Genomic DNA, 26,095 nt, shown 5'->3' with positions numbered 1-26,095 from the left:
TTTAGTTCAACGAAAAACCTTTAGCTCTTCAGGCAAAATGTCTGAGTTTGAATACTGATCGATAACAGTTTTGAATTCAAATCGGGTTGGGGTATTTGATCGTAAATCGGCAAATTTTTGGGCTTTCTTCCCATCAGATAAACCGATCAATTTTCTCAACTTCTGATCATAAAAATCAATCTTATGATTTTTCCAGAGAAAATCTTCAAATGATAAATCTCCGGGTTCAGCCAAACCCGAGCGTTCAGGTTGTTCATTTTGTCTTGGCGGTGAATACTCCTCACCAAAAAACTCAACCATTTTTCGAACAACTATTTCACTCGCTTTCCATTTGGCCTCTTTTGAATACCCGGCAATATGAGGGGTTGCAAGAAATGCCTGATTGGCTACCTCATCCGAAAAAACCGGTTCGTTTTCCCAAACATCTAATACAAAATCCCGAACGAGTCCAAGTCTTTTTGCCTCAAGTAGTGCCTTTTCATCCACAACACCGCCTCGGCTGGCATTGATAATCAGCTTAAAACTGTGATCCAGCCAATGTTTGCTGCAGATGTGATAGGTGGCGTTAGTTCCATTTTGAGTCAGAGGAGTATGAAAGGAGAGAATGTCGCACGCTAATAACTCATTCAGGTCAGCCGATTTAAAATTCTTCTCCCTATCAGCTTTTGGCGGATCATAGGCAACGTACTCAATCCCAAGCTTTTGTAAATATCCGATCAATGATCCACCCGTATTTCCACATCCAACGACTCCAACTTTCAGATCTTCGATTTTTTCATTCCGAAGCTGTCCCCAGCGGTATAATGCTGTGAGGACATATTCGCCCACAGCATTGGCATTACATCCCTCCGACCGGGCAAAATCTATCCCAAGCGAATTCAGGTAATCCACATCAACATGGTCAAACCCGGCAGTGGCTGATCCCACAAATTTCAGATTCCCGGCCTCCGAAAGGGTCTCCTTATTTAGTTTTGTAACCGTTCGAATCAGCAGAGCATCAAAGCGATTAATATCTTTAGGAAATCCTATATCAGGATTATAGGTTTCCAGTTCAAAATCTTCGGGAATCAGTTGATCGAGTGCATACAGGTATTTATCAGCAAAAACTTTCATAGATCAATGATAGGAAAATGAATAGAGAATGTTTGAATTGTATATTCCTTTATAATAGAACAGAAAGAAATCTCAGGATTTAAAAAATAGCGATGTCTGATTCATCATTTAACACGGTATCCCTCATCAGGAAAAAACGAGAAAACCAGGCTCTCACTGAAGATGAGATTCACTATTTGGTACAAACATATACCGACGGTAAAATTCCTGATTACCAGATGAGTGCTTTTTTAATGGCTTCTTTTCTGAACGGATTGAATACCGAAGAAGCCGCTGCCCTGACCAACTCAATGCTCCATAGCGGAATTGTTGTTGATCTTGATGAAATACCCGGTACCAAAGTCGACAAGCACTCTACCGGTGGTGTGGGTGATAAACTCTCTCTGATCCTCGCACCTATAGTAGCTTCATGCGGCGTGCCGGTTCCGATGATCTCCGGGCGTGGATTGGGACATACCGGCGGAACACTTGACAAACTTGAATCCATCCCGGGTTTTTCGGTAGACATGGACCTGGATCGCTATAAAGAGATCATCAAAAAACATGACCTTGTTTTGGCAGGTCAAACGGAAGAGATAGCCCCTGCGGATAAACTTCTCTATTCTCTTCGCGATGTGACCGCTACGGTAGAATCCATTCCATTAATTGCAGGGAGTATTATGAGCAAAAAACTGGCTGAGGGAATTGATGCCCTGGTTTTAGATGTAAAATTCGGCTCAGGTGCTTTTATGAAAACACGCGAAGACGCTGCAAAACTCGCACAGACCCTGGTAGGTATTGGAGAGAAGTTTGGCAAACAAACCATCGCTTACCTCACAAATATGGAGCAACCTTTGGGTAATGCCGTTGGAAATTGGCTGGAGGTGAAGGAAAGTATTGATTGCTTGCGTGGAAACGGGCCGGAGGATGTGATGGAGATCACACATCTGTTAGCCGGAACGATGATCTGCCTCGGTAAAAAAGCAGACTCGGTTGAAGAAGGAATTGAAATGAGTAAAAAATCAGTAGGAAATGGATCAGCATTCCAAAAATGGCTTGATATTGTTGAAGAACAAGGCGGAGATCGTTCCGTTATTAAAAAACCTGAAACGTTCGTTGGGGCTGAATACCAGGAGAATATTGTGTATGATAAAGATGGATATATCAATGAAATGGATGCCCATGCAATGGGAATGGTATCCGTTGAACTTGGTGCCGGCCGCAGAAAAAAAGAGGAGGACGTAGACCCCGCCGCGGGATTTGTTCTTCATAAAAAAATTGGTGATAGAATTAAAGCCGGTGAAACATTTGCAACACTCTATACGAACAAGGAGGAGACAATTCATGCCGCAATCGAAGGTATGAAAGATGCCATCTCTGTTAAGAAGAAGGCACCGAAGCCTCTGAACCTGGTAACACATCGTGTTGATAAAAAAGGGGTTCACGATTTTAGGGCATAAACAATTGCGAATAAAAAGAAAACTATTAACTTTATATGATGCGTCATGCATCAGGGCATTAACTTCAATAAGCTAAAAAACCATGTTTAAACGATTTATAAGAGCAATCAAATCACTTTTTGGCGGATTTGTCAGTTCAATGGAAGACCCGAAACTTATCCTTGAACAGAACATTCGGGAATTGAACGACCAGATTCCTCAAATGAACGAGAACATCACTACCGTTAAAGCGAACGCAATGATGCTCCGGAAAGAGGTTGAGAAGTATGAAAAATCAATTTCCGAAATCACATCAAAAATCAAATCTGCGATTGAGGCTGACCGCGACGATCTTGCCGAAGGCTATGCACTTCAACTCGAAAAAGCGAAAGAGAACCTGCAACATTCCAAGCAACAGCTGAAATATGCTGAACAAGCGTATGAAAAAGCTCTGAAGGTAAAACAGGCTTTCATGCGTGAGAAAGATCGAAAGATTAAAGAAGCAAGGGAAGCTCTTCGCGCAAGCGAACGGGCCGAGTGGCAGGCAAAAGTAGCAGATGCGCTTGAATCATTCGAAATGGGCGGATTGGATCAGACCCACTCCGAAATGGTCAACCGATTGAATGAAGAAACGGCCCGAAATGAAGCCAGAATGGAGATCGCCCTCGAAAGTGTGGATACCGAAACAATGGAGATTGAGGCCAACGCTGAGAAGCTGCGAGCCAGAGAACTGGTAAATCAGTTCAAATTGGAGATGGGCAAAGATTCAAAAGCTAAAGAAGACAAAACCATCGATATTGAAGAGCCGGCTAAAACCGAAAAAGAATCCCAAAAAACGGTTGGCAAAGAGAAAACCAAGTCTTAACTGAACGGTCATGAGCAGCAATAGCGAACAGGAACGGGAACGCCTCAAAGAGGAGTATAAAGACCATTACCGAAAGATCCGGGAGACGAAGGAGAAGCTTCGTCGGTCCAAGTACGTAAGAAACGTGAATGAGGCGCTGCATCAAATGAATGCGGACCAACTGCTCGAAAATGTAGATGAATTTCTCGGAAAAGTTCGTACGAAAATGTCGCTAATTGAAGCGCGGCTCGACGTTGCCATGGAACATATATTGGAACAGCCGGACGACATTTCTGAACTTGATGAAGAACTGAAAAAAGAGAGAGCCCGTGAAAGCCTTAAGAAAATTAAAGCAGATATGGGCCTTCTTTACAGGGAAATCGAAAAACAGGCAGAAGAACTCCATGCTGAAAAAACGATTGGCCCCGGAACTCGTTCAGAATCAGACTCTACCGATAATAAAAACGACAGCGATATAGCCTAACGCTATGGCAAAGGACAACGAATCATCCATAAATTTTACAAAAGAGGCCTTTCTCCACCCGGTTAATTTGGTTTGCCTGCTTGTCGGCACTATAACCGCATTGGTTTTAAATGATGTGGGATTGATCTCGAATGCCATTCTCGCATTTACATTTGGTGTAGAGTTGATGTACCTGGGTATTGTGCCAAAACTCCCGGCATTTCAGAAGAGTATGGAGCTTAAAAAGAGGAGAGAACAGTCGGATGAATCGAACGACAAGGTTATTTTCTACCAACTGGATGCGCGATCGCAGAAACGTTTTTTGGTTCTGAAACATATCACCAAAGAGGTGAAACAAAATTTCGATACACTACCCTATACCTCAAAAGGTATGCTTGAGCATATTGAAAACAAAGTGGATGACCTATTGTCTACCTATCTCACTCTTCTGGATATGAATCGTCGTTTCCAGATCTACATGAATTCAGAAGTTGAGGAAGAGATTAGGCGCGAAGTAGAAGAACAGGAAAACGATCTCGAGACAATTGATTCAGAAAAACTGAAGAAAACAAGACAACGAAGACTATCTATACTCAACAAGCGCCTGAATAAGTTTGATGTAGCCAAAGAGAAATACCTGATTTGTGAAACTCATTTGGAAACGATTGAAGACGCCGTTCGGTACATCTATGAACAATCGATGACGATGCCGAATGCAGAAGATGTTGGCACACAACTCGATCATCTGCTTTCTGAGATGGAAGAGACCACAAATATTATTGAGGAGATGGATTCGAATCTGCTTCCCGGATTTGAGGATATGGACAGGGAACTCGAATTGGCACAACTGAAAAAAGAGGCTCAAGAGCTTCGAAAAGAGACCGGAGAAAAAGTTAAAAAATCGATATGAGTTCAACTTCACTCGAACGCGAAACAGTTTTACTTGAAACTGATGACAATGGGATCTCAATCCTCACAATCAACAGGCCTGACAAATTAAATGCTTTAAATAAACAGGTTCTGGATGATTTGGGGGATGCTTTTGATTTTATTGAAAAAGCAGATCACATTCACTTGACCATCATAACGGGTGCCGGCGAAAAAGCATTTGTGGCTGGTGCCGATATCAAAGAACTAAGTACACTTGATAAACAGAGTGGTGAACAAACCTCAGCCACGGGACAAAGTTTATTTAACCGTATTGAACAGTTCTCAAAACCTGTAATTGCACTCGTTAATGGGTACGCACTTGGAGGTGGAGCTGAATTGGCAATGGCTTGCCACATCCGCGTTGGAACAGAAAATGCTGTCTTTGGATTACCGGAAGTATCTCTTGGGTTGATTCCGGGTTATGGCGGAACTCAGCGATTACCTCAATTGGTCGGGAAAGGGAAAGCGATGGAGATGATTTTAACCGGCAAACAAATCAAAGCCGAAGAGGCACAAAAGTCAGGGCTTTTAAACGCTGTTCATAGTACAGAGAATGCTCTTGAAAAAACAAAAGAGCTCGCTTCTCAAATCTTAAAAAACAGTCCCCAGGCTCTCACTGCTTCAATTTCTGCCATCAATGCCGGCTTCAGGTCCAACGGATTCGCCAAGGAAGCTACACTATTTGGCCGGCTCTGCGAAACGGATGATTTCAAAGAAGGTACCTCTGCTTTCCTTGAGAAACGCAAAGCCAAATTTACCGGAAACTAACTACACCTCTGTTTGAAGAACTTTCGAGATCGACTGAAACCTATTCTGAAAGATTTTTCTTCCAAAAGTTCGTTGTATCTTTACAGCTCATTATGACAGAACTCTTCTACATACTTGCAGCCATTTTTATCAGTGGATTTTTCTCGGGGTCGGAAATGGCTTTTGTTACGGCTAACAAATTAAAGCTCGAAATTGAGTCCAGAAAAGACACATTCCGCGGACGTTCCCTGGCTTTTTTTAGTGATAATCCGGAAAATTTTCTTACGACGACATTGGTAGGAAACAACATTATCAACGTGATTTATGCCACACTTATGGCTGTTTTCCTGGTTGAACCCATCCAGGTAATTTACCAACAGTTTGCAGGTGAAATGCCCACAACGGCAATGATCCTCTTCATTCAGACCATGGTCGCATCGATCATTATTCTTCTATTTGGTGAGATCCTTGCAAAAGCGATCTTCAGAGTTCAGGCAGATTTTTTGATCTCATTTATCGCGGTTCCACTCCGAATTACCAACTATGTTCTGTCTCCTCTCATCTTTCTCACTAATTATTCATCCGGGTTAATTGTAAATCTCTTTAATATCGGAAATGAGCGAAGTGATAAAGTATTTCGACGCCAGGATGTAGAGATGATTTTCAGGGAACTGAAAGACAGCGGCGGCAGCCAGGAGATCGATCATGATGATTCAGAGATACTCCATAACGTGCTTGAACTGTCTAACAAACGGGTACGCGAAACGATGGTACCCCGTACTGAAATCGTCGCGATTGACCGAAACGCTACACTCGAAGAGCTGAAGAAAGCGTTTATTGAATCGGGATTCTCGAAAGTTCCCGTGTACCAGGATACCATTGATGACATTATTGGCGTTGTTTTTGCCTACGACCTTTTCAGCAACCCGAAAAGTATCAGCCAGATTACCCGGCCGGTTAACCTGATTCCCTCCAGTAAAAAATCGAAAGATCTGTTGACCGAATTCAGGCAAAGTAATATATCTGTTGCCATCGTAATTGATGAATATGGTGGTACAGCCGGAATGGTAACGATTGAAGATTTGATCGAAGAGGTAGTTGGCGATATACAGGATGAGTATGACAAGGAAGATGACCAGATCAAAAAACTATCAAATAATACCTTTTTGCTCTCAGGTTCTGTTGAACTGGATGAACTGATTGAGCTTCATCCCGAAATTAATCTGGATTTTGAGGAGGGAGATTTTGAAACTGTTGCCGGGTATATCATCCATTATACCGGTCGAATCCCCAAAGTTAATGAAGAGCTTCAAATTCACGGTAACACATTTATCATTACCAAAGCTACGCAGAGTAAACTCGAAAACGTTAAATTGATTACGCTGACCGGTGAATAATCAACCCGGTTTGATATTCAATAACATTCCAGGAAAAGTCAGATGATTGAAAAATATCCACATTGGGCACAAGAACTTGCCAAAAAATACCTGAGCCGCACGCTGAACCAGTTTGTTATCCATGGAAACGTAAACGACTTGGTTTCCATAAAAGATGAAGATAAGCACCGGTACCTGCGGCTAAAAACGTTTATGGCAGAGGAGTTTTTTGGCGCCAGGGATATTGTCCTTTTTTATGATCGCGCATCCGGAATCTATTTTCGAGACCAGGATTCTCAGCGAGATTTCAACCGGGCTCTCGCAGGAAGAGATTCGCTGATCGGGACCGAATACGCCAAAAAATTACCTAAAGATCCCGTTGGTGCTTTTAATGTCTTGGAACAGTATATCCGCTCACGGCTGGATCAAAAAAAGAGCATCGCTTTAATTGTTGATTTTGCCGAAACCATAGTGCCGGTAAACGAAGCGGGAAGTACCGGGTCTGAAGACCGGAATGCACTTGTTTACCTTTTGAAATGGGCACATGATCCCCTTTTCCTCGCCGCCGATTTTACCACGGTTCTGTTCACGGAAAACCTATCTGACCTGAACCGAACGCTGGTGCAGAATCCATACTCATCTGAGTTAAAAATCCCGCTTCCAAATGAGAGCGATCGTCTTTCATATATCGCACAGGAGTGCCATCCCGATACTTATGAAGAGATTTCCGAAGTTCCCAAACCGGTGATGGCTCAAATGACGGCAGGCCTTGGATTTCTCAAGCTAAAAAGTATACTCCAAAATGCCGTCCAAAATTCAGAGAAAATCACCTTCGATTCGCTTACTGCGATCAAAAAAGAGATGATTGAGGCTGAGGCGTACGGACTGCTAGAGTTTGTAACGACAGACGCTACACTCGACAATGTTGCCGGCCATAAAAATGTGAAGAAACATCTACGGCATGCAGTAGAGGCGTTAAAATCCGGACGACACGATGTAATCCCGATGGGCTATCTTGTCTGCGGGCCTGTTGGAACAGGTAAAACCTACATGGTAACTTGTTTTTCGGGTGAGGTAGGAATTCCAATGGTTAAACTGAAAAATTTCAGAAGTCAATGGCAGGGAGTTACGGAAGGTAACCTCGAAAAGATTTTGAGTCTTTTGAAAGCGATGTCGCCTGTAGCCGTGATGATCGATGAAGCGGATGCTTATCTTGGAGATCGTGCTGCCTCGGGAGATAGCGGCGTGTCGAGCCGGGTTTTTTCACAGATTGCTACATTTATGAGTGATACCCGGAACCGTGGCAGAATTTTATGGTTCCTGATGACAGCCCGTCCCGATCTCATGCCGATTGACCTGAAAAGACAGGGACGTGCCGAAGAACACATTGCACTATTCCCACCTGAAACGGAAGAGGAACGAATTGAGCTGTTTGATGCAATGAAGAAAAAAACCGGGATTAAAGTCACTGAAAATCATATCCCAAAAACTGTATTAAAAGGAAATACTCACTATTCCGGTGCAGATATGGAAGCCGCACTCACCCGTGCGAAGTTCAAAACAGCTTCTGAAGATTTAGAAGAAACAACTCCACAAATTCTGGACCAGGTATTTGAAGACTTTCTTCCTCCTACTTATCCTGAAGAAGTTGAGCTGCAAACATTAACGGCTGTTTCGGAATGTACATCAAAGGCGCTATTGCCTGAACGATTTCGTAAATTAGATCGAAATAAAATTTTAACTCGAATTCAGGAATTAAAACAAACCATACGGTAAGAGATGTCTAGAGACAGGTTGAAAGAAATTCGGGAGTCTATCGATAAGCTGGACGAAACGATTGTAAAAGCGCTCGGTGAACGGCAAAAGATTGTACGCGAAATTCTTGATGATAAACTTGAGCGTGAGGATGAAATTCGCGATCCCGACAGGGAGGAAAAACTTCTCGAGAAAATTCGCCACAAGGCACCCGAAGTTGGGATGGACCCCTATTTCCTGGAGCAGCTTTTCAGGGAGATTATCCACCATTCCGTTCGGTATCAGACTCATGCCCTGATGGATCATCAAAATGACAGATCCAGAGATGAGACGATTCGAGTATCGTACCAGGGAACCGACGGTGCATTTAGCCACCAGGCAGCCATGCGTCATTTTGAACAGCGATACTCCAATGTGGAATGCATTGGGTATACCCGGTTTGATGAGGCCGCTCAAGCTGTTGAAGACGGCGAAGTGGATGTTGGTTTTCTCCCCATAGAAAATACTACGGCGGGGTCGATCAACGATACATATGATCTGCTGAATGAAAAAGAGCTGTATATTATTGGTGAGGAAGTTCTGAAAGTGCAACACTGTTTGATGGGGCCGGAAGAGGTCCAGGTTGAAAACATACGCAGAATTTTGTCTCATCCTCAGGCGATTGCACAATGCAGCAAGTTTTTAACTTCATTGCCTCGCTGTCACGTTGAATCCTATTTCGATACGGCGATGGCTGCCCGAAAAGTACGGGATGATGCCGATCTCTCTCAGGCAGCAATTGCAAGTGCATTTGCAGCTGAAATTTACGGTTTAAAAATCCTGAAACGCGATCTTGCCAATCAAAAAGAGAACTATACTCGATTTGTTATCGTAAGTCCCGAAACGGTTACCTGCGATCCCCAGCTCAACTGTAAAACTTCCCTGATTTTTGCAACGGTAGATGAAAAAGGTGCCCTACTGAAGTGCCTGAATCTTCTCGGCGACAACGGAATTAACATGACGAAACTTGAATCCCGACCGCGGATGGGGCATCCATGGCAGTCTCTTTTTTATCTTGATATTGAAGGCAACATGCAGGAGCCGCGAATTGAGGATGCCCTCCAAAAACTTCAGAAAAAAGCCCAGTATTTTAAGAACTTAGGCAGTTACCCGGTTCGTGAAGGTAAATGGTAAGAGCTGCTGCTTTTGCACCGGCATCTGTAGTTTTAAAAATCTTATTGAATTCATTTTTAATGAGAGGCACTTTGTATTGAAGTTGATTGAAAGACTTCAATATTGTAATGTTAGGGGCAACTAATGTCGGCTGTCATGAAGTTTACACCGCTTCGCATAACTTTTATTTACATAGGTATCGCCCTTCTCTGGATCACCACGACGGATCAGCTGGTGGAATCTATGGTTGAGGGCGAAGAGCTCATTACCAGGATTCAGATCATAAAAGGTTACTTTTATGTGCTGGCAACTGGTTTATTCCTTTACTGGATGGTTAAAAGCCATGAAGAAACCCTTAAGAGAGAGCAAGAGTTACAGAGGCGCATCATTGAAACCATACCGGTGATGATTACGGTGTATCGTCCTGATCTATCGGAAATATCGGTTAACAACGAGTTTGAAAATGTTACCGGCTGGAGCAATCAGGAGATCAACTCGATAAATGTAATGGACAAGATTTATCCCGACCAAGACTATCAAAAGCAGGTCAGAGAATTTATGGATAAATCGAACGCCGGTTGGAAAGACTTTAAAATGGTGACTAAAAACGGCGAAGAAATCCAATCAACCTGGACAAATATTAAACTCTCCGACGAGACCCAGATCGGAATTGGGCTTGACATTACGGAGAGAAAAAAAATTGAACAGGAGTTCAAAAAGAACCAGGAATGGTTGCATATCACCACAACCAGCTCAAACGTGGGATTATGGGAATGGCACCCACAAACCGGCAAAGCTGTCTTAGATGAAGTTTGGGCCAACCTCGTTGGATACACGCTGGATGAACTACAACCCATCAGTATTGAAACCTGGAATGGATTGCTTCATCCTGATGATCTTCACAAGTTTGAGAATGAAATCGCACGTTACTTTTCCGGTGAGACCCCTATCTATGAATCTGAAGTACGGATGAAACATAAAGACGGGCATTGGGTCTGGATTTTGGATCGGGGCCGTGCTGTTGAATGGGATGATGAAGGGTACCCCACCAAGCTCGTGGGAACGCACGTTGACATTACAAATCAAAAAAATATAGAGCAACGTATTAATGCAGAGCGCCAGCGATTCGAAATTGCTTCAAACCTAACCAGTGATGTTATTTGGGAATGGAAGCCTTACACCAATCAACTTTGGTGGGGTGAAGGTATTGAAACCGTATTCGGATATGCCCCGAAAGACTATAAGGGAGATCCAGACTTTTGGAAAACTCATATCGCACAACATGATCGCGAGAGGGTTTACAATAGTATGAAAAAAGCCGAAAAGTCGGGTGATCTTCAGTGGAACGAAGAGTATGAATTTATTGCCGCCGACGGAACCTTACGAAAGATTAAAGATTCTGCGGTTATAATTCGAAATGATGATGGTAGTATCCGCAGGATTATTGGTGCCATGGTAGACCAAACAAAGGAGATTGAATACCAGGAAGCGCTGCGTCACCAGAGTCACCGGTTTGAGATGATTGCAAAAAGTTCGAACGATGTGCTCTACGAATGGAACATGAAAACCAATCATGTTTGGTGGAGTGAAGGATGGCAGGCCCGATTTAACTATCCGGAAGATACTGTGCCCCCCACTTACGAATGGTGGGAAAGCAATATCCATCCGGAGGATAGAGAAAAAATCATCAACAGCCTTAAGAAAGTATTGGAATCACAGAGTGAATACTGGACTTCATATTACCGGTTTAAAAATGGAGATGGAAGTTACTCACATGTTGTAGATCGCGGATATTTCTTGAAAAGGGACCATGATGAATATGAATATATGGTGGGCACCATTTCAGATATCACCGCGGACGTTATAGCGAAAGAGGAGTTGAAAGCATCCGAAGAACAGTACAGGCTGCTGTTTAAGCAGAATCCCATACCGATGTTTATTTACGACCCCGATTCTCTTCAATTTACCACCGTAAATGAAGCGGCAATCCAAAAATATGGCTATAAAGAAGAGGAGATGATTGGGTTATCCATTTTTGATATTCGACCGAAATCGGAAGTTGAATATTTAAAAAAGGTACTTAATGAATATTCGGACAAACATCGGGCAAGTTTTCACGAAACCATTCATCAAACAAAAAATGGTAAAAAAATAATTGTAGAAATATCCTCCTCCAACATTCTATATAAAGGCAAAAAACAACGGCTTGTCATCGCAAATGATATTACTGATCAGCGTGAGGCGGAGGAGCGAGCAATCAGTGCCATTATTGAAGGTGAAGAGAGAGAACGACAACGAATTGCCAAAGAACTTCACGACGGACTGGGTCAGTACCTTTCGGCATCTAATATGAACCTTAAGTCTGTGTATGAAGATATCGGGGAGATCCCGGATGAACTAAAATCCACATTTGAAGCCGGCCTTCGATTTCTGAATCATGCAATTTCTGAAACACGCAGTATTTCGCAAAACCTCCTGCCGAAAGCCATACAGGATTATGGACTGGAACTTGCCGCCGAATCGCTAACAAATCAGCTTCGAAAACTGCACAATATTGATGTCTATTTTTATTCAAATTTGAATGACGTTGAACTTTCCGATAAAGTGCAGATAAACCTCTATAGAATTTTACAAGAAGCCCTAAACAACGCTACAAGACATGCAAATCCTACAAAAATTGAGGTCCAACTGGTCTATTCAGAGGGCGAGGTTCTCATGACAATTGAGGACAATGGCGTAGGTTTCGATATCAATAAAGCAGGCGAAAATGGCCTTGGAATACGTAGTATAAAAACCAGAGTTGGTGCTATGTCTGCAAATTTAGATATTGTTAGTAATAAGGACAGAGGGACGATTGTATCAGTAGTTGTTCCTATTCATTAAACCGATACACATATGGCGAATGTTAAGATAGCTTTGGCAGACGATCATAAGATTGTACGCGACGGTATAAAAACCTTACTTGAATCTCAGTCTGAGATAGACGTAGTCGCGGAAGCATCAGATGGAAATGAAATCCTGGAAAAAGTGAAAGATAACCTGGTTGATTTGGTTATAATGGATATCAGTATGCCGGAGAAAGATGGTATTCGAGCTACCAAAGAGCTGAAGGAGAAGCATCCAAATCTGAAGGTATTAGCCCTGACCATGAGTAACGATGATCTGCATATCCGCCAGATGATCCAGGCAGGTGCATCGGGCTATATTATGAAAAGCGCCGGAAGACAGGAACTCAAAAACGCTATTGAAACTATCATGAAAGGGCAACACTACTTTAGCGATGAAGCCACAAAAAGTATTATGATGGACCTGGTGAAAGGAAAAGGCAAATCAACGACTATGGATGCAGTACATATAACTGACCGCGAACTTGAAATCCTCGAACTTATCGTGCAGGAATTCACAAACCAGGAGATTGCCGAAAAACTATTTATCAGTTCCCGAACCGTGGATGCACATCGCCGAAACCTGTTGCAAAAAACAGGTGCACGCAATACTGCAGGTCTCGTCAAATACGCATTTCAGCACAATCTAATTTCATCTGCAGACGAGTAGTTTCGATAAAATCACCAATGTAAGCCGGATGGTTATTAAGATGGGTAAAGGCTTTCTATTAGGTCTTTTTACGTAAACATACGCCCCAAAAATACGCCCTTCAACCAATATACTTTTGCATGCCCCATTTATACATTGATTATATGGAACAGTGGGATCATAGTATAACAATCATCTCGGATCATAAGCCACGCACGGAAGCACTGTGCAAGATTATTAAAAGTTATTATAAAGAAATTTCAAAGATCCCAATTATTGACACTGATAATCTAGGCTCCTTAACAAATATCAATAAACACCTTCTGCTTCTCATTGATTTAATGGGATCAAATAAAAAGCCAAAAGAAATTATCCTCCCGTTAAGAGAGATGAATTCAGATTTTAAAATGATTGCCCTACACATCTACCAGACCCCAAAGTTGATCCATCCACTCTACAATATGGGGGTAAATGGGTATGTCTTCTATGAGCCATCTCGAGAAGAATTGATTCATGCCATAGAAAAAGTAACGAATGGAGAGACCTATAAACCGGAATATCTGCGATCTGCGTAAAAAAACCTACAGTCAAACTGACGAGTATTATAGGTAGTTACTGAAATAAAAAATACGTCTTTCACGTCAACCTCTTTTCATCCAATTAAGATAATTTAATATGAGAAGAGAAACCAAGACTATAATTATCAAAGAGATTGAATTCCTTTCAGTAGAATCATGAATACGTACGACTCCACAATTTTAGACGCACTGCAGGGTGCAGCCATTATAGTAGACGAAAACGGCAATATTACCTTTACCAATAAGAAATGGAATAACGGAAATGACTCCCTGATGTTAACCGAAAATACACCCCCTGGCGAGAACTATTTTAAACACTGCAGGCTGGCAATCGAAGAAGGTAACGATTACGCTTTGCAATTACTTTTTGGAACCAGAAAGGTTTTAAACGGCCGCAAGAAATCCTTCAATATTACCATAATGCTTCCTGCGTCAGGTGAGAAAAAGTGGTACAAAGTGGAGGTCACACCCATTGATATTAATTCCAAAAATCATGTATTACTTCTGTTTCATGACGTATCCGGAAATATTAAAACAGTCAATTACTTAAGAAATTCGGAAGCACTTTACCGACAGAATTTTAAATACTCTACCGCTGGAATTATTTTTGGAAAACGGAGTGGAGAGATTCTGGATGTAAATCCTGCCGCATGTAAAATCCTTGGGTACAGTAAACCGGAATTGATTGAAGGCGGCAGAAGTATGATAGTGGATGAAGATGATCCAGCCCACAAAGAAGTTGTACGTGCCCGGAATGAAAAATCTGTCTTCCGGGGAGAAAAAGAGTATAAGCATAAAGACGGTCATTACGTCCCCGTTCAGTTAACTTCTGTTAGCTTTAGATCTGAAAACGGTGAAGAACAGATCATCAACACGTTCCAGGATATTCAGCACGAAAAATTGAATCAACATACTCTTGCAGAGGAACGACGATTTACAAAAACAGCTCTGAACAGTATACCCGGCATCTTTTTTGTGGTTGACTCAAAGCGAAAGTTTGTTCGATGGAATCGGTCACTGCATACCACCCTTGGATACAGTGACGAAGAGATGATGGAGAAAACGGTTCTCGATATTTTCGACCCCTCAGAACAGGATACCATTCTGCCATTTTTTGATGAGGCTTTTAAAAACGGACAAATGGAGTACAATGGTAAAATCATCTCAAAGAACTCTGGAATTCGTGATTACCAGCTATATTTCAATGCTTTTGAGAGTAGTGGGAGAAGATACCTGGTTGTAACAGGTATTGATAAAACCGAGCTTGTGGAATCAGAAAAAGTACGGGACCAAAATCTTCAATTGATGACTGAGTTATTCGACAACTCTCCCATCGCAACAGTAATGATCAACCCGAAAAATGAAGCTCAAAAGATAAACAGAGCCTTTATTGATCTGTTTGGTTATTCCGAAAAAGAACTTCTTGGACGTAACATCAACACACTGATTACAAATAAGAAGTTGCAGAAGGAAGCCGATGAAATCAGCCGCCTTGCATTTAATGGAAGTTCAGATCAGCGCAAGGCATTAAGATTTACGAAAAATGGGCATGAAGTACCGAGCCTGTTATCAACCGTACCCGTTCGCAGTAACGGGGATATTATTGCTGTTTACGGAATGTATATTGACTTGTCCGAACAGGTGAAACTTGAGAATCATCTGCAGAAATCACTGGAAGAGAAAGATATTTTACTCCAGGAGGTTCACCATCGCGTAAAAAATAACCTTGCGATCATAGCCAGCCTATTGCAACTGCAAATTATAAATGACAGCAATGAACTTGCAAAACCAAAATTACAAGAAGCCTACAGCCGTATTTTTTCGATAGCGAAAATTCACGAAAATCTTTACAACAGCGACAATGTAGCTGAAATAAGTTTTCCGGATTACCTGAACTCCATTATAGAAACCATGCCGAATGTGGCACGATCAAGCGAGTTTGACTTGAATATCAATGTTCAGGACTCTCCCCTCATCCTCAATGTAAACCAGGCAGTACCGCTTGGACTACTCATTAATGAACTTGTACATCTTACTCCACACACAGAAGATGAATACCAAAAAGCAGAATTGAACTACAATTGCGAGGGAGATAATGTAACGATTACCATCAGCGGGCTTGACAAACAAGCTGAAGACTTTAGTTCTGAATCAGAGGAAACAGAATTTCATCAACTGCTCATCGAAACATTTTTAAAGCAGATTGATGCAAAGATCGACATAGTAAAAAATCACAAAGACAAATTTGTGATCACTTTCCAAAAAATGAATTCAGTAGAAGGGCCTAACCATAACCCAATAACGAATCGCAAGAGTTTATAACTAAAAAAGCGTTGCTTAAAAATACTAAGATCATGCGTATTTTAATTATCGAAGATAATGCAATACAAGCTTTAAACCTCGAAATGATTGTACAACGATTGGGTTTTGCAGACGTTGAAAAAGTTTATTCACCACCACAAGCGTACGAAATTATGGAACACTTTACACCGGATTTAATGCTTGTGGATATTAATCTTGGAACGGATGAAACCGGAGTAGACATTGTAAAAAATGTACAACAAAAACACCCGACTCTTGTTCTCTACATAACCGGGAACTCCGATTCACATCATAAACGTATGGCGGACGAAACCTCCTACATCGACTATATAATTAAACCGATCGATCCATTTCAGATTAAAAAAGTCCTGGAGAATGAAAGTTTAATAACCTCCTGAAATTTTAATGCTCAACACGGGAGTATGGAACAAAAGAATGAAACAGCAAGACTCAAGGCACTTGAAGCTTACGATCTCATCAATGAGAAAAGCGAGGACGAACTCGATAAAATTACGGAACTGGCAGCATCTATTTGTGATGCACCCGTTGCAAAAATAAACCTGATTGGGAGAGATATCCAGTGGACTAAATCAGATTTCGGTTCTGATGAAAATGAAAGAGTTTGGTCCATAAAACGAGATCGCTCCATTTGCCAATTCACAGTTCGACAAAACACAATCCTTGAAATTCCGAATCTAACTAAAGATCTCCGTTTTAGAGATCTCTCGTACGTTAAAGGGGAACCTTACTTCAGGTATTATCTTGGAGCCCAGCTCTTCAACCCGGATGGATATGCCATTGGCGCTCTTTGTGTCCTGGATTATGAAGAACGCCGTTTACCAGACAGGAAGAAAAAAGAACTAAAAATTCTGGCCGACCAGGTGATGACATCCCTTGAGTTGCGAATACAAAACCAGCGACTCACAGAGATGAATGAGCAGAAAAACAATCTCATGAAAGTTCTCAGCCACGATTTAAGATCTCCTCTCAGTGGAATCATTGGAATGAGTGATCTGCTCAGTGAACTGGTGGCCAAAGATAACGAAGAAGCCCTGGAGATGTCTTCACTCGTTAACCAGAGTGCCAAGCAGCTTAACCAACTGATTGATGATATTCTCAACTATACCATCATCGAATCAAAAGGATTTTCTCTGAATCTTACAGAGACCGATATCAACTCCATTGTTGAGAATATGAAGCGCCTGTACAAGCCATCGGCCAGACTCAAGAATATCGACCTGGCTTTTGAATCGGATGTAGATAGAGATGTACAGCTGGATGATAAAAAATTTGAACAAATTTTTGGAAACCTGCTTTCAAATGCTATTAAATTCACAACTGAGAATGGTAAAATCCGTGGAAAAGTTTATGATGAAGGTGACAGCCTTGTCCTTGAAGTCAGTGATACCGGTGTTGGGATGAAAGATGAAGTGATACAAAATTTGTTTACAGAAAATTCAAAAGGACAACAGGGAACAGCTGGAGAAAAAGGCACAGGCTTAGGACTCAACATTATCAAACACTTTACTGAACTCCACAACGGTTCAATTGATGTAGACAGCACGCCGGGCAAAGGCACTACGTTTACCATACGCTTCCCTCTTTCAGGCGAAAACTCCTGATAAATGAATATAACGCGTTTACCAGTTAAGACCCTTTAAGTGGCGGGATAGAAGTCTTAACCACTCACTAACGTGAATAACCGAGGTGCCCACAACCCTTCCCGCAAGGCGATCCTTTTGGGAAAAGAACTTCGCTCCGCTGCGTACTCTTGGAGGTTGTTTGATTTGAGCCTCCTTGAAGTGTCCGCAGGACCTCCAAGAGTGGCAGGGATGGAGCTCTAACCGGTAAACGCTTTAACTTATTGAAAAAGTAAACCTCTCTTATTCAATTTTAAGGTGCCAATCTTTTGCCGTACATTTCTCTGGTAATAAACAACTTACCCTAAAACAGAAAATATCGGATGCTGGATTTATCTCAAAAAACTGATAAAAAGTCGGCCTTTGACTCGGTAGAGAGCTATATTCAATCAATTGGGCTTAACATTTTAAAAAAAGATATGACCCGCCCCTGGGGTGGTTTTTTTGTGATTGAAGATGGTTCTCTTTCGATTTTTACAAATCACTTTTTTCCCGGAATCGACCCTCAAAAAAATGGACAAAACCAGGCATTAAGTCCAAAAGTTTTACTTGTTGAACCCCAAAAACGACTCTCCTGGCAATATCATCATCGTCGATCGGAACTGTGGAAAGTTGTGAACGGACCCGTTGGAATTGTTTTAAGTGAAGATGATAATCAAACAGAAGTCCAATCATTTGACTCCGGTGAGATATTGACCATAGAAAAAGGCCAGCGTCATCGTTTAGTAGGATTGCAAGATTGGGGAGTCGTTGCTGAAATTTGGCAGCATACGGATTCGTCCAACCCATCTGATGAAGATGATATCGTGCGTCTTGATGACGACTTCGGACGCTAAAATTGATGCATTAGACTATGAATAAACTGATTTTTCTCTTATTCACACTTTTCTTTATCGCTCCTTCCCTCTTTGCCCAATCCAACGAAGCTTCACTGGATGAAAAAATTGGTGAAATGCTTATGATCGGGTTCAAAGGTTATGAAGTTAGTGACACCTCACACATTGTTCGGGATATCGAGGATTATCACTTGGGCGGAGTCGTACTTTTTGATTACGATGTACCGACTGACCGGCCCGTGCGAAATGTTGAGAGTCCGGATCAACTAGTAAACCTCATCACTCAGCTCAACAATCTTACCGACAGAAAACTATTTATTGCCGTGGATCAGGAAGGGGGTCGAGTGGCACGGCTTAAGGAGTCCCGTGGATTTATACCTAATGTTTCGGCTGAATATTTGGGTGAAATTGACAATGTTGATTCAACCCGCTACTACGCAGAAACGATGGCCGATCAACTCGATGAACTCGGCTTTAATATAAATTTTGCCCCCGTGGTTGATCTGAATATCAACCCTGATAATCCGGTCATTGGGCGGATTGAGCGCAGTTTTAGTGCTGATCCTGACGCTGTTGTAAAACACGCTTCCATTTTTCTGAATGAATTTAATGAGCATAATATTCTGGGTGTGTTAAAACACTACCCGGGACATGGCAGTGCCTGGAACGATTCTCATGTGGGTATGGCTGATGTCACTGAAACATGGCAGGAATCAGAACTTGAACCCTATCGCGATCTTATTCAAACAGATAACCGGTTTGCGATAATGACGGCTCATGTTTTAAACGAAAATCTCGATGCTGAATGGCCGGCCACTCTTTCTGAAGAGGTTCAAACCAATATTCTCAGGAATCAGCTTGGGTTCGAAGGAGTTCTTTTTTCGGATGATATGCAGATGGAAGCGATCCGTTCATTTTATGGACTTGAAACGGCCATTACCCGGGCGATCAATGCCGGTGTGGATGTACTTGTATTCGGGAATAATTCGGTCTACTGGCCCGATGTTGTACCTCAGGCAGTGGAGATCATCAAGCAAAAAGTGGAGTCGGGCGAAATTCCAGAAGACCGAATTGATACATCATACAGACGAATTATGAATGCTAAAAATTCTTTGTAAATCAACATGTTTACCGGTTGACTTTACAAAGTTTTAGCCGTTAATATTGAATAAAACATGTTTTATAGGCTGATCATCCCCATGTCCCCCCTTCAAAGGGGGAAAATTCGGGTGCCTTTGCCGAATAGGGGGATGACAAATGCTGGGTAACTACATAAGTTCATTCCAGTTGAGTATAGAGCTTTATGGCTTACAATCTTAACCGGTAAACTCATTGCAAATCAATTAATATCCCTTGAATTATAGAATTTAATACAGCGTAAAATGGCTAAAACATACTCTTACGATGAAATGTTGGATCTCATCAATAAAGATCTGGATCGGATTGATAATTTTTTTGAAATACCGAATGACCTGATTTCTCTGAAGCCAGAACCGGATAGCTGGAGTGCGTGTGAAATTATCCAGCATATCTGTAAGTTCAACGGACTTTATGTAGAACAGATCGATAAAGCGTTAGAATCCGGGGAGATGTTGAAAGCCAACGGTCAGCAGTTCAAACCGAGATTCATTTTCAGGCAGTTCATCCGTTTCCTTGAGCCGCCCTACAAGTTAAAGACAAAAACGATTGCCCCGATGTATCCGAACAATACGGGCGAGATCAACCCGGAAAAACCCATTCAAAATTTAAAAGAGAGCAACCTTCAGATCAGCAAGCGTATTGAAGATTACCGGGACCAGCAGTTGGATTTGAATAATATTAAAGGAAAGAACCCGGTATTGCAGTGGGTTTCTATGAGTTTAATTGAGTTTATTTTGATACTTGAAGCTCATCAACGGCGGCACTTCTGGCAGTTAGAGCAAACTCTTTTAAGACTTTCCGGAAATAAATACTGATTTCGAATTGATCATCATTTAGCACCTATGTCGATACTACTCGTCGCAAAAGACAGGAATTTAAAACCTTTTAAGGAAGCACTGCACAAGGCCGATAGAAACCTGGATATTGAAACCTGGCCGAATGTTGACAAACCTGAAAGAGTGCAATTTGCTGTTGCCTGGAATCAACCCAAAAATGTGTTCGATTCCTATCCGAATTTGAAAGTTATCTCATCATTGGGAGCCGGTGTCGATCATCTTTTAAATGATTCGACCATACCGGATCATATTACTTTTACAAAGATTACAGAACAATCCCTGGTCACCCAGATGATTGATTATGTGTACGCATGTGTACTCTCTATCATGCTAAAGCTTGATACTTACCGCGACTCGAAAAGCTGGAATCCTCAACGAAAATTTACCCGGGAGGATCTGAACATCGGCGTTATGGGATTGGGAAATATTGGGAAAGAGGTAGCTATCTACCTGGCTGACCAGGGATTTTGTGTGTCCGGCCTCTCCCATTCAAAAAAAGATCTACCCGATATTCAAACCTTTACACCTGACCAAACGGATGATTTTCTCAGCGGCGTAAGTATTCTTGTTAACCTGCTGCCCCTTACTGGGAAAACGGAAGGAATCCTCGATCTCGATCTTTTTAAGAAACTCACATCTCCTTCTTTTTTGATTAATGCGGCACGCGGAGATCATTTAATAGATGAAGATCTGATCTACGCATTGGATACCAATATAATTGAAGAGGCATATTTGGATGTCTTTTCTGAGGAACCGCTGCCGGATTCACACCCGTTTTGGAACCGAAAAAATATTCACATTACACCTCATATTGCCGGGGGAAGCGATCCCGATAATGTTGCAGAAGAATTAACAGAAAACTATAAGCGACTGCTTTCGGGGATGGAGTTGAAGAATGTTGTTGACAGGGAGAAGGGATACTGAGTCTAAGTTTAAAGACGGAGGAAGCGTCTCGCCGGTACGATATCTTCATTGCTATTATAAATGCGGCTTAAGCCACTTACTGTATCTGTCTGTTTTCAACAGTCAGTTAAAACTGACGGTAATTGATAGCCCCATTGTACCAGATTCCTCTATTAAATTTATTGCCGTTGGCTTTAGCCCAATATACTTTAGCGAACCCCTGTTTGATTCCTCAACATTATTTGCATCCATCAGCTCAACCCCTCTGAACTATTTTCCTGATGGCATGAGCGTTCGACTCGATCCTAATTTCGTAAGCACATGCGCAACACTTACGCTAACTCTTTCAAGCAAATTCTTTGAAAAGCGGATTAAATGACCTCATGAAAAGAATTGAAATCTCTCTCTTTCAGAACTGATATTTATTTAAAATTCTGATTGAGCGAGCGTCTCGCTCGTACCCAATTTTCTAAATATGGCGGAATTTAGCTATCCTTCGCCATACTCTTTCCTCTTTCCTGCCCCTCTTTTATCGCAAGCTGACCACACCCTGCATCGATGTCATCTCCCCGGCTGCGGCGAACGGTTGCCGTCACATCTTTGCTGATCAGGGCCTGCATAAACTGATCGAGTCGGTTCTCTCGTACGCGTTTCAGCTCCACACCGGCAACATTGTTATACATGATGATGTTTACCTTTGACGGAACCCATCGAGTGATTTGAGCCAATTTATGGGCATCCTCAACAAAGTCATTGAACTGATCAAACAACAAGTATTCGTAGGTGACCGGCTGCTGTGTTCGTTGGAAGAAATAGGTTACTGCTTCTTTCAGCTTTTCCAGGTTCAGCGATTCATTGATCGGCATGATTTTATCTCGCTTCTCATCGTCAGCTGCATGCAATGAAATTGCCAGGTTCACACCCAGGTCTTCATCGGCAAGCTGTTTAATCTGTTTTGAAAGGCCTACCGTGGAAACTGTAATTCTGCGGGGTGACATCTCCAATCCGAGCGGATCCGACAAAATCTTGGCAGACTCAACCACCGCTTTGTAGTTGTGGAGCGGCTCGCCCATCCCCATATACACGATGTTGTTGATCTTCTTACCAAACTTCTCCTCGGCCACCTCATTGATAATCTGGACCTGGTCTACAATTTCCCCATGCGTAAGATTTCTGAAATAACCCATTTTACCGGTTGCACAAAAGGAACATCCAAACATGCAGCCCACCTGTGATGATACACAAACCGTAATTCTGTTGATCGACCCGTCCGAATAATAATCAGGGATAAGAACGGCTTCCACTTTGTAATCATTGGGATCATCCAACTTAAAAAGAAACTTGATGGTACCGTCTTTGGATTCCTGCTGATTAAAAACTTCAATACGCTTAATCTCCGCCAATTCGGAAAGCGTAGCACGAAGATCTTTCGAAAGATTGGTCATCTCCTCAAACGTACTTGCTCCCTTTTGGTACAGCCATTGAAATACTTGATCCGATCGGTAACTTTGCAGTCCCAGGTCTTCAAGGTATTCGGTGAGTTGTTCTTTTGGTAGACTTTTTAGATCTGTTGTCGGGGTCTCTGTGATCTGATTGTTTTCCATGGGCCAAAGATACAAACATACGGGCGGAATCAACAGAGGGTATGAATTTCGAATAAAGAATATCCAATGTAGAATATCGAAGGATTGGCTCACTTCTACATTCGGTGTTCAATATTGGCTATTCGATATTCAGAGAGTTCGATATTCATTCCAGGTTTTTCTTTGCTGTTTGAATACTTTTTACAAAAATGGATATGAGTTCATTAACTTCCTCAAGTGCGACTGGAAGATTTTCTGGCAGTGTTCGAAATCCTTTTCTCTGAGTAATCTTTAAATTTATAGAAGTTTCCCTTAGCTCTTTCAACGCTACTTTCATTTTATGTATAAAATCTTTTCTTTATTCCGCACTCTGAGCCTCACCATAGACCAATGCAGGTGAAGTTCCTGAGCGAATCATCTGCCCTGACAAATATCTACCTGAATCTGAACGCGGCAATGCTTCAGCAACTTCCATTGTATGTACTGCAAATTCAATCAGCCGATCTTCAAGGTCATACACATTTTCATCCATAATATTATTGTTTTATTAGGTCTGTCAGTTGTATGAACCTGAAAATTGAAAACCCTTACAGATTATTTTTGAATTTCGAATAAAGAATATCCAATGTAGAATATCGAAGGGTTCTGTCACTTCTACATTTGTTGTTCAATATTGGTTATTCGATATTCAGAGAATTCGATATTCATTCCAGCATCTCTTCAACTGCTGACAAAATCTCGTCATTCTCAATTCGAACGGTATAATCTGGGTTGAAATACCGGTATTCGATCATGGCATTCGTATCAACTAAAAATGCTGCCGGGACGGGCAACAGGTAATGATCATATCCGGATCTTTCGGCTAAATCCATACCATTTCTTTTGTATCGGTTCACCGTTGTTGTATCTACCCGGAAAGCAAGCCCAAACTCTTTGGTTGCACTCATATCACTATCAGAAAGCAGCTGATAGTTCAAATCATGTTCCATCATGGAGTCCTTCAGATAGGAAGGCTTGTCTGGACTCACCGCTAAAATTTGAATTCCCATATCATATAACTGTTCTTCGATCTCGGCAAGCTGACTTAAATGTGTATTGCAGTACGGGCACCATCCGCCACGGTAAAAAATGAGAAGTGTTGGTTTTTTTGAGATTAGATCTTGAAGTTCGGCATCATCGCCAAAGGGATCCTTCAACGTAACATTAGGTATCTCTTCTCCAACTTCTGCAGGAGAAACCTCTTCCGCAGTAGATGCGATCTCTCCTCCTGAGCAAGAAATAAATGTTACTACGAGAATGGTATAAAATAAATGCCAAAGGTATTTCATGGTGTTTTCTTTAAATCTACCTGTTTGAACCCGTAATAGAGTCACAAAAAAATAACAATCTTAAAAACGGGGATTCACCACGTTGTTATAGATCGAACCAAATGTATAGGAAAGGCCAAAAGAAAGGCTATAATCATAAGCTGTTGGGCGCTGGACTCCTTCGATAATGCTAATAGGATCGTTGGGGTCCACTTCCGAGGGCAGTTCCAATGAAAGCTGATCATTGATCAAACGGTACCTGCCGGATATACTTACAGAAAGTCCCCGAACAATTCTAACATTAAATGATGGATTGATCTCCAACCTGTTTATGGACAGATCATGGAAATAGTTGGCGCCCCCTACCCGAATATCTACTCTCCCCCATCGCTGGTCGTATCGCAACCGGGTACTCAGCTCCTGGTTCATTACAAACTCAGAATCTTTCAAAAATATCGTGGTATTAAAATATTTTCGGTATGCAGGAGAAAGACTGTATTGAATGATAAACCGGCGTTCCTCGTACTCTGTATATGGAAAGAAATTATATTCAAAAGCAGGGGAAAGTTCAGCATTAAGTGCAATATTTCGGGTTCTTGAAAAGTTCAAATTATTAAACAAGCCAATGGATGCATGATCGTTGATCGTGTAAGCCACCATCGTCCAGTATTGTCCCCAATCCCGGTTTACATTAATGGTTCGATCGGTCAACTCTACATTTCTACGTCGAATTTCACCTCTTGCTCTCGACCGGATTTTCCATACCGGGGTGATTCGTTCAACCTCAATACCGTTATATAGGCCAAAATTAAATTCCGAAGACTCCCCCCACATATTTGACCGTACATCAATATCGAATACCCAGTTATTCCATGGATCCTCAACCGTTTCACCATTCGTTTCATCTTCATCCGGTTCTTCATAAAAGACATCCAGCGTCTCCATGGCACGTGTACTGCTCACAAAGGGCACAAGCCCCACTTTTATATACCGGGTTAGACCTCTCCTTCGCTCATCACCTGAATCGGTACTGGGGGATACATATTTAAGTGTATCCGAGCGGTTCATCTCCATATTGATATCCGAAAAGACAAGCGTATATTCGCGCCCGCCGCCCGCTGTTCCCAAATCATTAATTAAAATATAGATGTTGGCATCACTCTGATCTCTCACATAATTCACAAAAGTAACATTAGTACGAATGTAGGAAAAATCGCAAGAGCCACAATCGAGATAGACGTTTGGAATAGAATTCTGAGAGTCATTGCCTTGAGCCAGAAGAGCTTGCGGTAGTAATAGTAAGAAGAAAATGACTGTTATTCGGCGAAACACGAACTTCTGTTACTCTATTATTTGATCTGTTTGTAGACTCGTAAAAGTAATCAATTCAAACTGTGAATATCCAATGAAACCCACAATGAGTTTGTAAAAGGTTTGATATATTTTTGGAAACAGAAATTTTGTTCTTTATTTGAGTGTTCATTTTACGAAATCAAATTATCGTCAAACTATTTTTTGATTTCGTAATATCAAGTAAGACGAACCATACATCCAAAAAACTTGAAATTTCTCGGTTCACAATTATCCTATTTTTTTGCCAACCGCCGGACAAAGACCA

24 protein-coding genes are annotated in these 26,095 nt (G+C 41.7%); 18 read left to right on the top strand and 6 right to left on the bottom strand.

Annotated elements, in window-relative coordinates:
- Positions 1-6 precede the first annotated feature (6 nt).
- Entirely contained in the window at positions 7-1,113 is a 1,107-nt protein-coding gene (locus tag L6773_RS13300; protein WP_237854922.1) for a 4-phosphoerythronate dehydrogenase, read from the bottom strand.
- Between the two features lie 92 nt (positions 1,114-1,205).
- On the opposite strand from L6773_RS13300, the gene L6773_RS13295 reads away from it, so the two are divergent.
- From L6773_RS13295 to L6773_RS13210, 18 genes are all read left to right on the top strand, one after another.
- A complete protein-coding gene (locus tag L6773_RS13295) occupies positions 1,206-2,552 on the top strand; it encodes a thymidine phosphorylase (protein WP_237854921.1) in 1,347 nt (448 codons plus the stop codon).
- A gap of 82 nt (positions 2,553-2,634) precedes the next feature.
- Positions 2,635-3,396 carry a PspA/IM30 family protein gene (locus L6773_RS13290; protein ID WP_237854920.1) on the top strand — a complete coding sequence of 254 codons (762 nt, stop codon included), beginning with the start codon at positions 2,635-2,637 and terminating at the stop codon, positions 3,394-3,396.
- 10 nt (positions 3,397-3,406) lie between these two features.
- Positions 3,407-3,859, top strand: coding sequence for a hypothetical protein (locus L6773_RS13285; RefSeq protein ID WP_237854919.1), 453 nt, complete (start codon positions 3,407-3,409; stop codon positions 3,857-3,859).
- A gap of 4 nt (positions 3,860-3,863) precedes the next feature.
- Entirely contained in the window at positions 3,864-4,748 is an 885-nt protein-coding gene (locus L6773_RS13280) for a hypothetical protein (RefSeq protein WP_237854918.1), read from the top strand.
- Positions 4,745-5,536, top strand: a complete 792-nt coding sequence (locus tag L6773_RS13275; RefSeq protein WP_237854917.1) for an enoyl-CoA hydratase/isomerase family protein — start codon at positions 4,745-4,747, stop codon at positions 5,534-5,536. The genes L6773_RS13280 and L6773_RS13275 overlap by 4 nt, the downstream gene beginning before the upstream one ends.
- Before the next feature lie 92 nt (positions 5,537-5,628).
- Positions 5,629-6,912 (top strand): hemolysin family protein, encoded by a 1,284-nt coding sequence (locus tag L6773_RS13270; protein ID WP_237854916.1) that lies wholly within the window; start codon positions 5,629-5,631, stop codon positions 6,910-6,912.
- 42 nt (positions 6,913-6,954) lie between these two features.
- On the top strand, positions 6,955-8,667 hold the full coding sequence (locus L6773_RS13265) for an ATP-binding protein (RefSeq protein WP_237854915.1): 1,713 nt from the start codon (positions 6,955-6,957) through the stop codon (positions 8,665-8,667).
- Between the two features lie 3 nt (positions 8,668-8,670).
- On the top strand, positions 8,671-9,819 hold the full coding sequence (gene pheA, locus L6773_RS13260) for a prephenate dehydratase (protein ID WP_237854914.1): 1,149 nt from the start codon (positions 8,671-8,673) through the stop codon (positions 9,817-9,819).
- 135 nt (positions 9,820-9,954) lie between these two features.
- Positions 9,955-12,681: a PAS domain-containing protein gene (locus L6773_RS13255; protein WP_237854913.1), complete on the top strand. Its 2,727-nt coding sequence runs from the start codon at positions 9,955-9,957 to the stop codon at positions 12,679-12,681.
- A 12-nt stretch (positions 12,682-12,693) separates the two neighbouring features.
- Positions 12,694-13,353 (top strand): response regulator transcription factor, encoded by a 660-nt coding sequence (locus L6773_RS13250; protein ID WP_237854912.1) that lies wholly within the window; start codon positions 12,694-12,696, stop codon positions 13,351-13,353.
- 119 nt (positions 13,354-13,472) lie between these two features.
- A complete protein-coding gene (locus L6773_RS13245) occupies positions 13,473-13,907 on the top strand; it encodes a hypothetical protein (protein ID WP_237854911.1) in 435 nt (144 codons plus the stop codon).
- A 159-nt stretch (positions 13,908-14,066) separates the two neighbouring features.
- On the top strand, positions 14,067-16,232 hold the full coding sequence (locus tag L6773_RS13240; RefSeq protein ID WP_237854910.1) for a PAS domain S-box protein: 2,166 nt from the start codon (positions 14,067-14,069) through the stop codon (positions 16,230-16,232).
- 32 nt (positions 16,233-16,264) lie between these two features.
- Positions 16,265-16,630, top strand: a complete 366-nt coding sequence (locus L6773_RS13235) for a response regulator (RefSeq protein WP_237854909.1) — start codon at positions 16,265-16,267, stop codon at positions 16,628-16,630.
- A 24-nt stretch (positions 16,631-16,654) separates the two neighbouring features.
- On the top strand, positions 16,655-17,854 hold the full coding sequence (locus L6773_RS13230) for a GAF domain-containing sensor histidine kinase (protein WP_237854908.1): 1,200 nt from the start codon (positions 16,655-16,657) through the stop codon (positions 17,852-17,854).
- 341 nt (positions 17,855-18,195) lie between these two features.
- Positions 18,196-18,708 (top strand): cupin domain-containing protein, encoded by a 513-nt coding sequence (locus tag L6773_RS13225; RefSeq protein ID WP_237854907.1) that lies wholly within the window; start codon positions 18,196-18,198, stop codon positions 18,706-18,708.
- 17 nt (positions 18,709-18,725) lie between these two features.
- A complete protein-coding gene (locus L6773_RS13220) occupies positions 18,726-19,826 on the top strand; it encodes a glycoside hydrolase family 3 protein (protein ID WP_237854906.1) in 1,101 nt (366 codons plus the stop codon).
- Between the two features lie 264 nt (positions 19,827-20,090).
- Positions 20,091-20,663, top strand: coding sequence for a DinB family protein (locus L6773_RS13215; RefSeq protein ID WP_237854905.1), 573 nt, complete (start codon positions 20,091-20,093; stop codon positions 20,661-20,663).
- Between the two features lie 27 nt (positions 20,664-20,690).
- Complete coding sequence (locus L6773_RS13210; protein WP_237854904.1) at positions 20,691-21,608, top strand: 2-hydroxyacid dehydrogenase; 918 nt, start codon at positions 20,691-20,693, stop codon at positions 21,606-21,608.
- A gap of 464 nt (positions 21,609-22,072) precedes the next feature.
- Here the strand turns inward: L6773_RS13210 and rlmN are convergent, their stop codons facing one another.
- The 5 genes from rlmN to L6773_RS13185 all read right to left on the bottom strand — a co-directional run bounded on the left by rlmN (position 22,073) and on the right by L6773_RS13185 (position 25,809).
- Positions 22,073-23,191: a dual-specificity RNA methyltransferase RlmN gene (gene rlmN / locus L6773_RS13205; RefSeq protein WP_237854903.1), complete on the bottom strand. Its 1,119-nt coding sequence runs from the start codon at positions 23,189-23,191 to the stop codon at positions 22,073-22,075.
- Positions 23,192-23,336: 145 nt separating this feature from the next.
- Positions 23,337-23,516, bottom strand: coding sequence for a hypothetical protein (locus L6773_RS13200; RefSeq protein WP_369431574.1), 180 nt, complete (start codon positions 23,514-23,516; stop codon positions 23,337-23,339).
- A 12-nt stretch (positions 23,517-23,528) separates the two neighbouring features.
- Positions 23,529-23,702 carry a four helix bundle protein gene (locus L6773_RS13195; protein ID WP_237854901.1) on the bottom strand — a complete coding sequence of 58 codons (174 nt, stop codon included), beginning with the start codon at positions 23,700-23,702 and terminating at the stop codon, positions 23,529-23,531.
- 172 nt (positions 23,703-23,874) lie between these two features.
- Positions 23,875-24,498, bottom strand: coding sequence for a peroxiredoxin-like family protein (locus L6773_RS13190; RefSeq protein ID WP_237854900.1), 624 nt, complete (start codon positions 24,496-24,498; stop codon positions 23,875-23,877).
- Positions 24,499-24,558: 60 nt separating this feature from the next.
- Positions 24,559-25,809 (bottom strand): hypothetical protein, encoded by a 1,251-nt coding sequence (locus L6773_RS13185; protein ID WP_237854899.1) that lies wholly within the window; start codon positions 25,807-25,809, stop codon positions 24,559-24,561.
- Between the last annotated feature and the right edge of the window lie 286 nt (positions 25,810-26,095).

Source organism: Rhodohalobacter sulfatireducens (assembly GCF_022012475.1).
In the GTDB taxonomy this organism is placed as follows: Bacteria; Bacteroidota; Rhodothermia; order Balneolales; family Balneolaceae; genus Rhodohalobacter; species Rhodohalobacter sulfatireducens.
The sequence above is the reverse complement of the archived record's forward strand: the minus strand, read 5'-3'. Positions and strand labels throughout refer to the sequence as shown.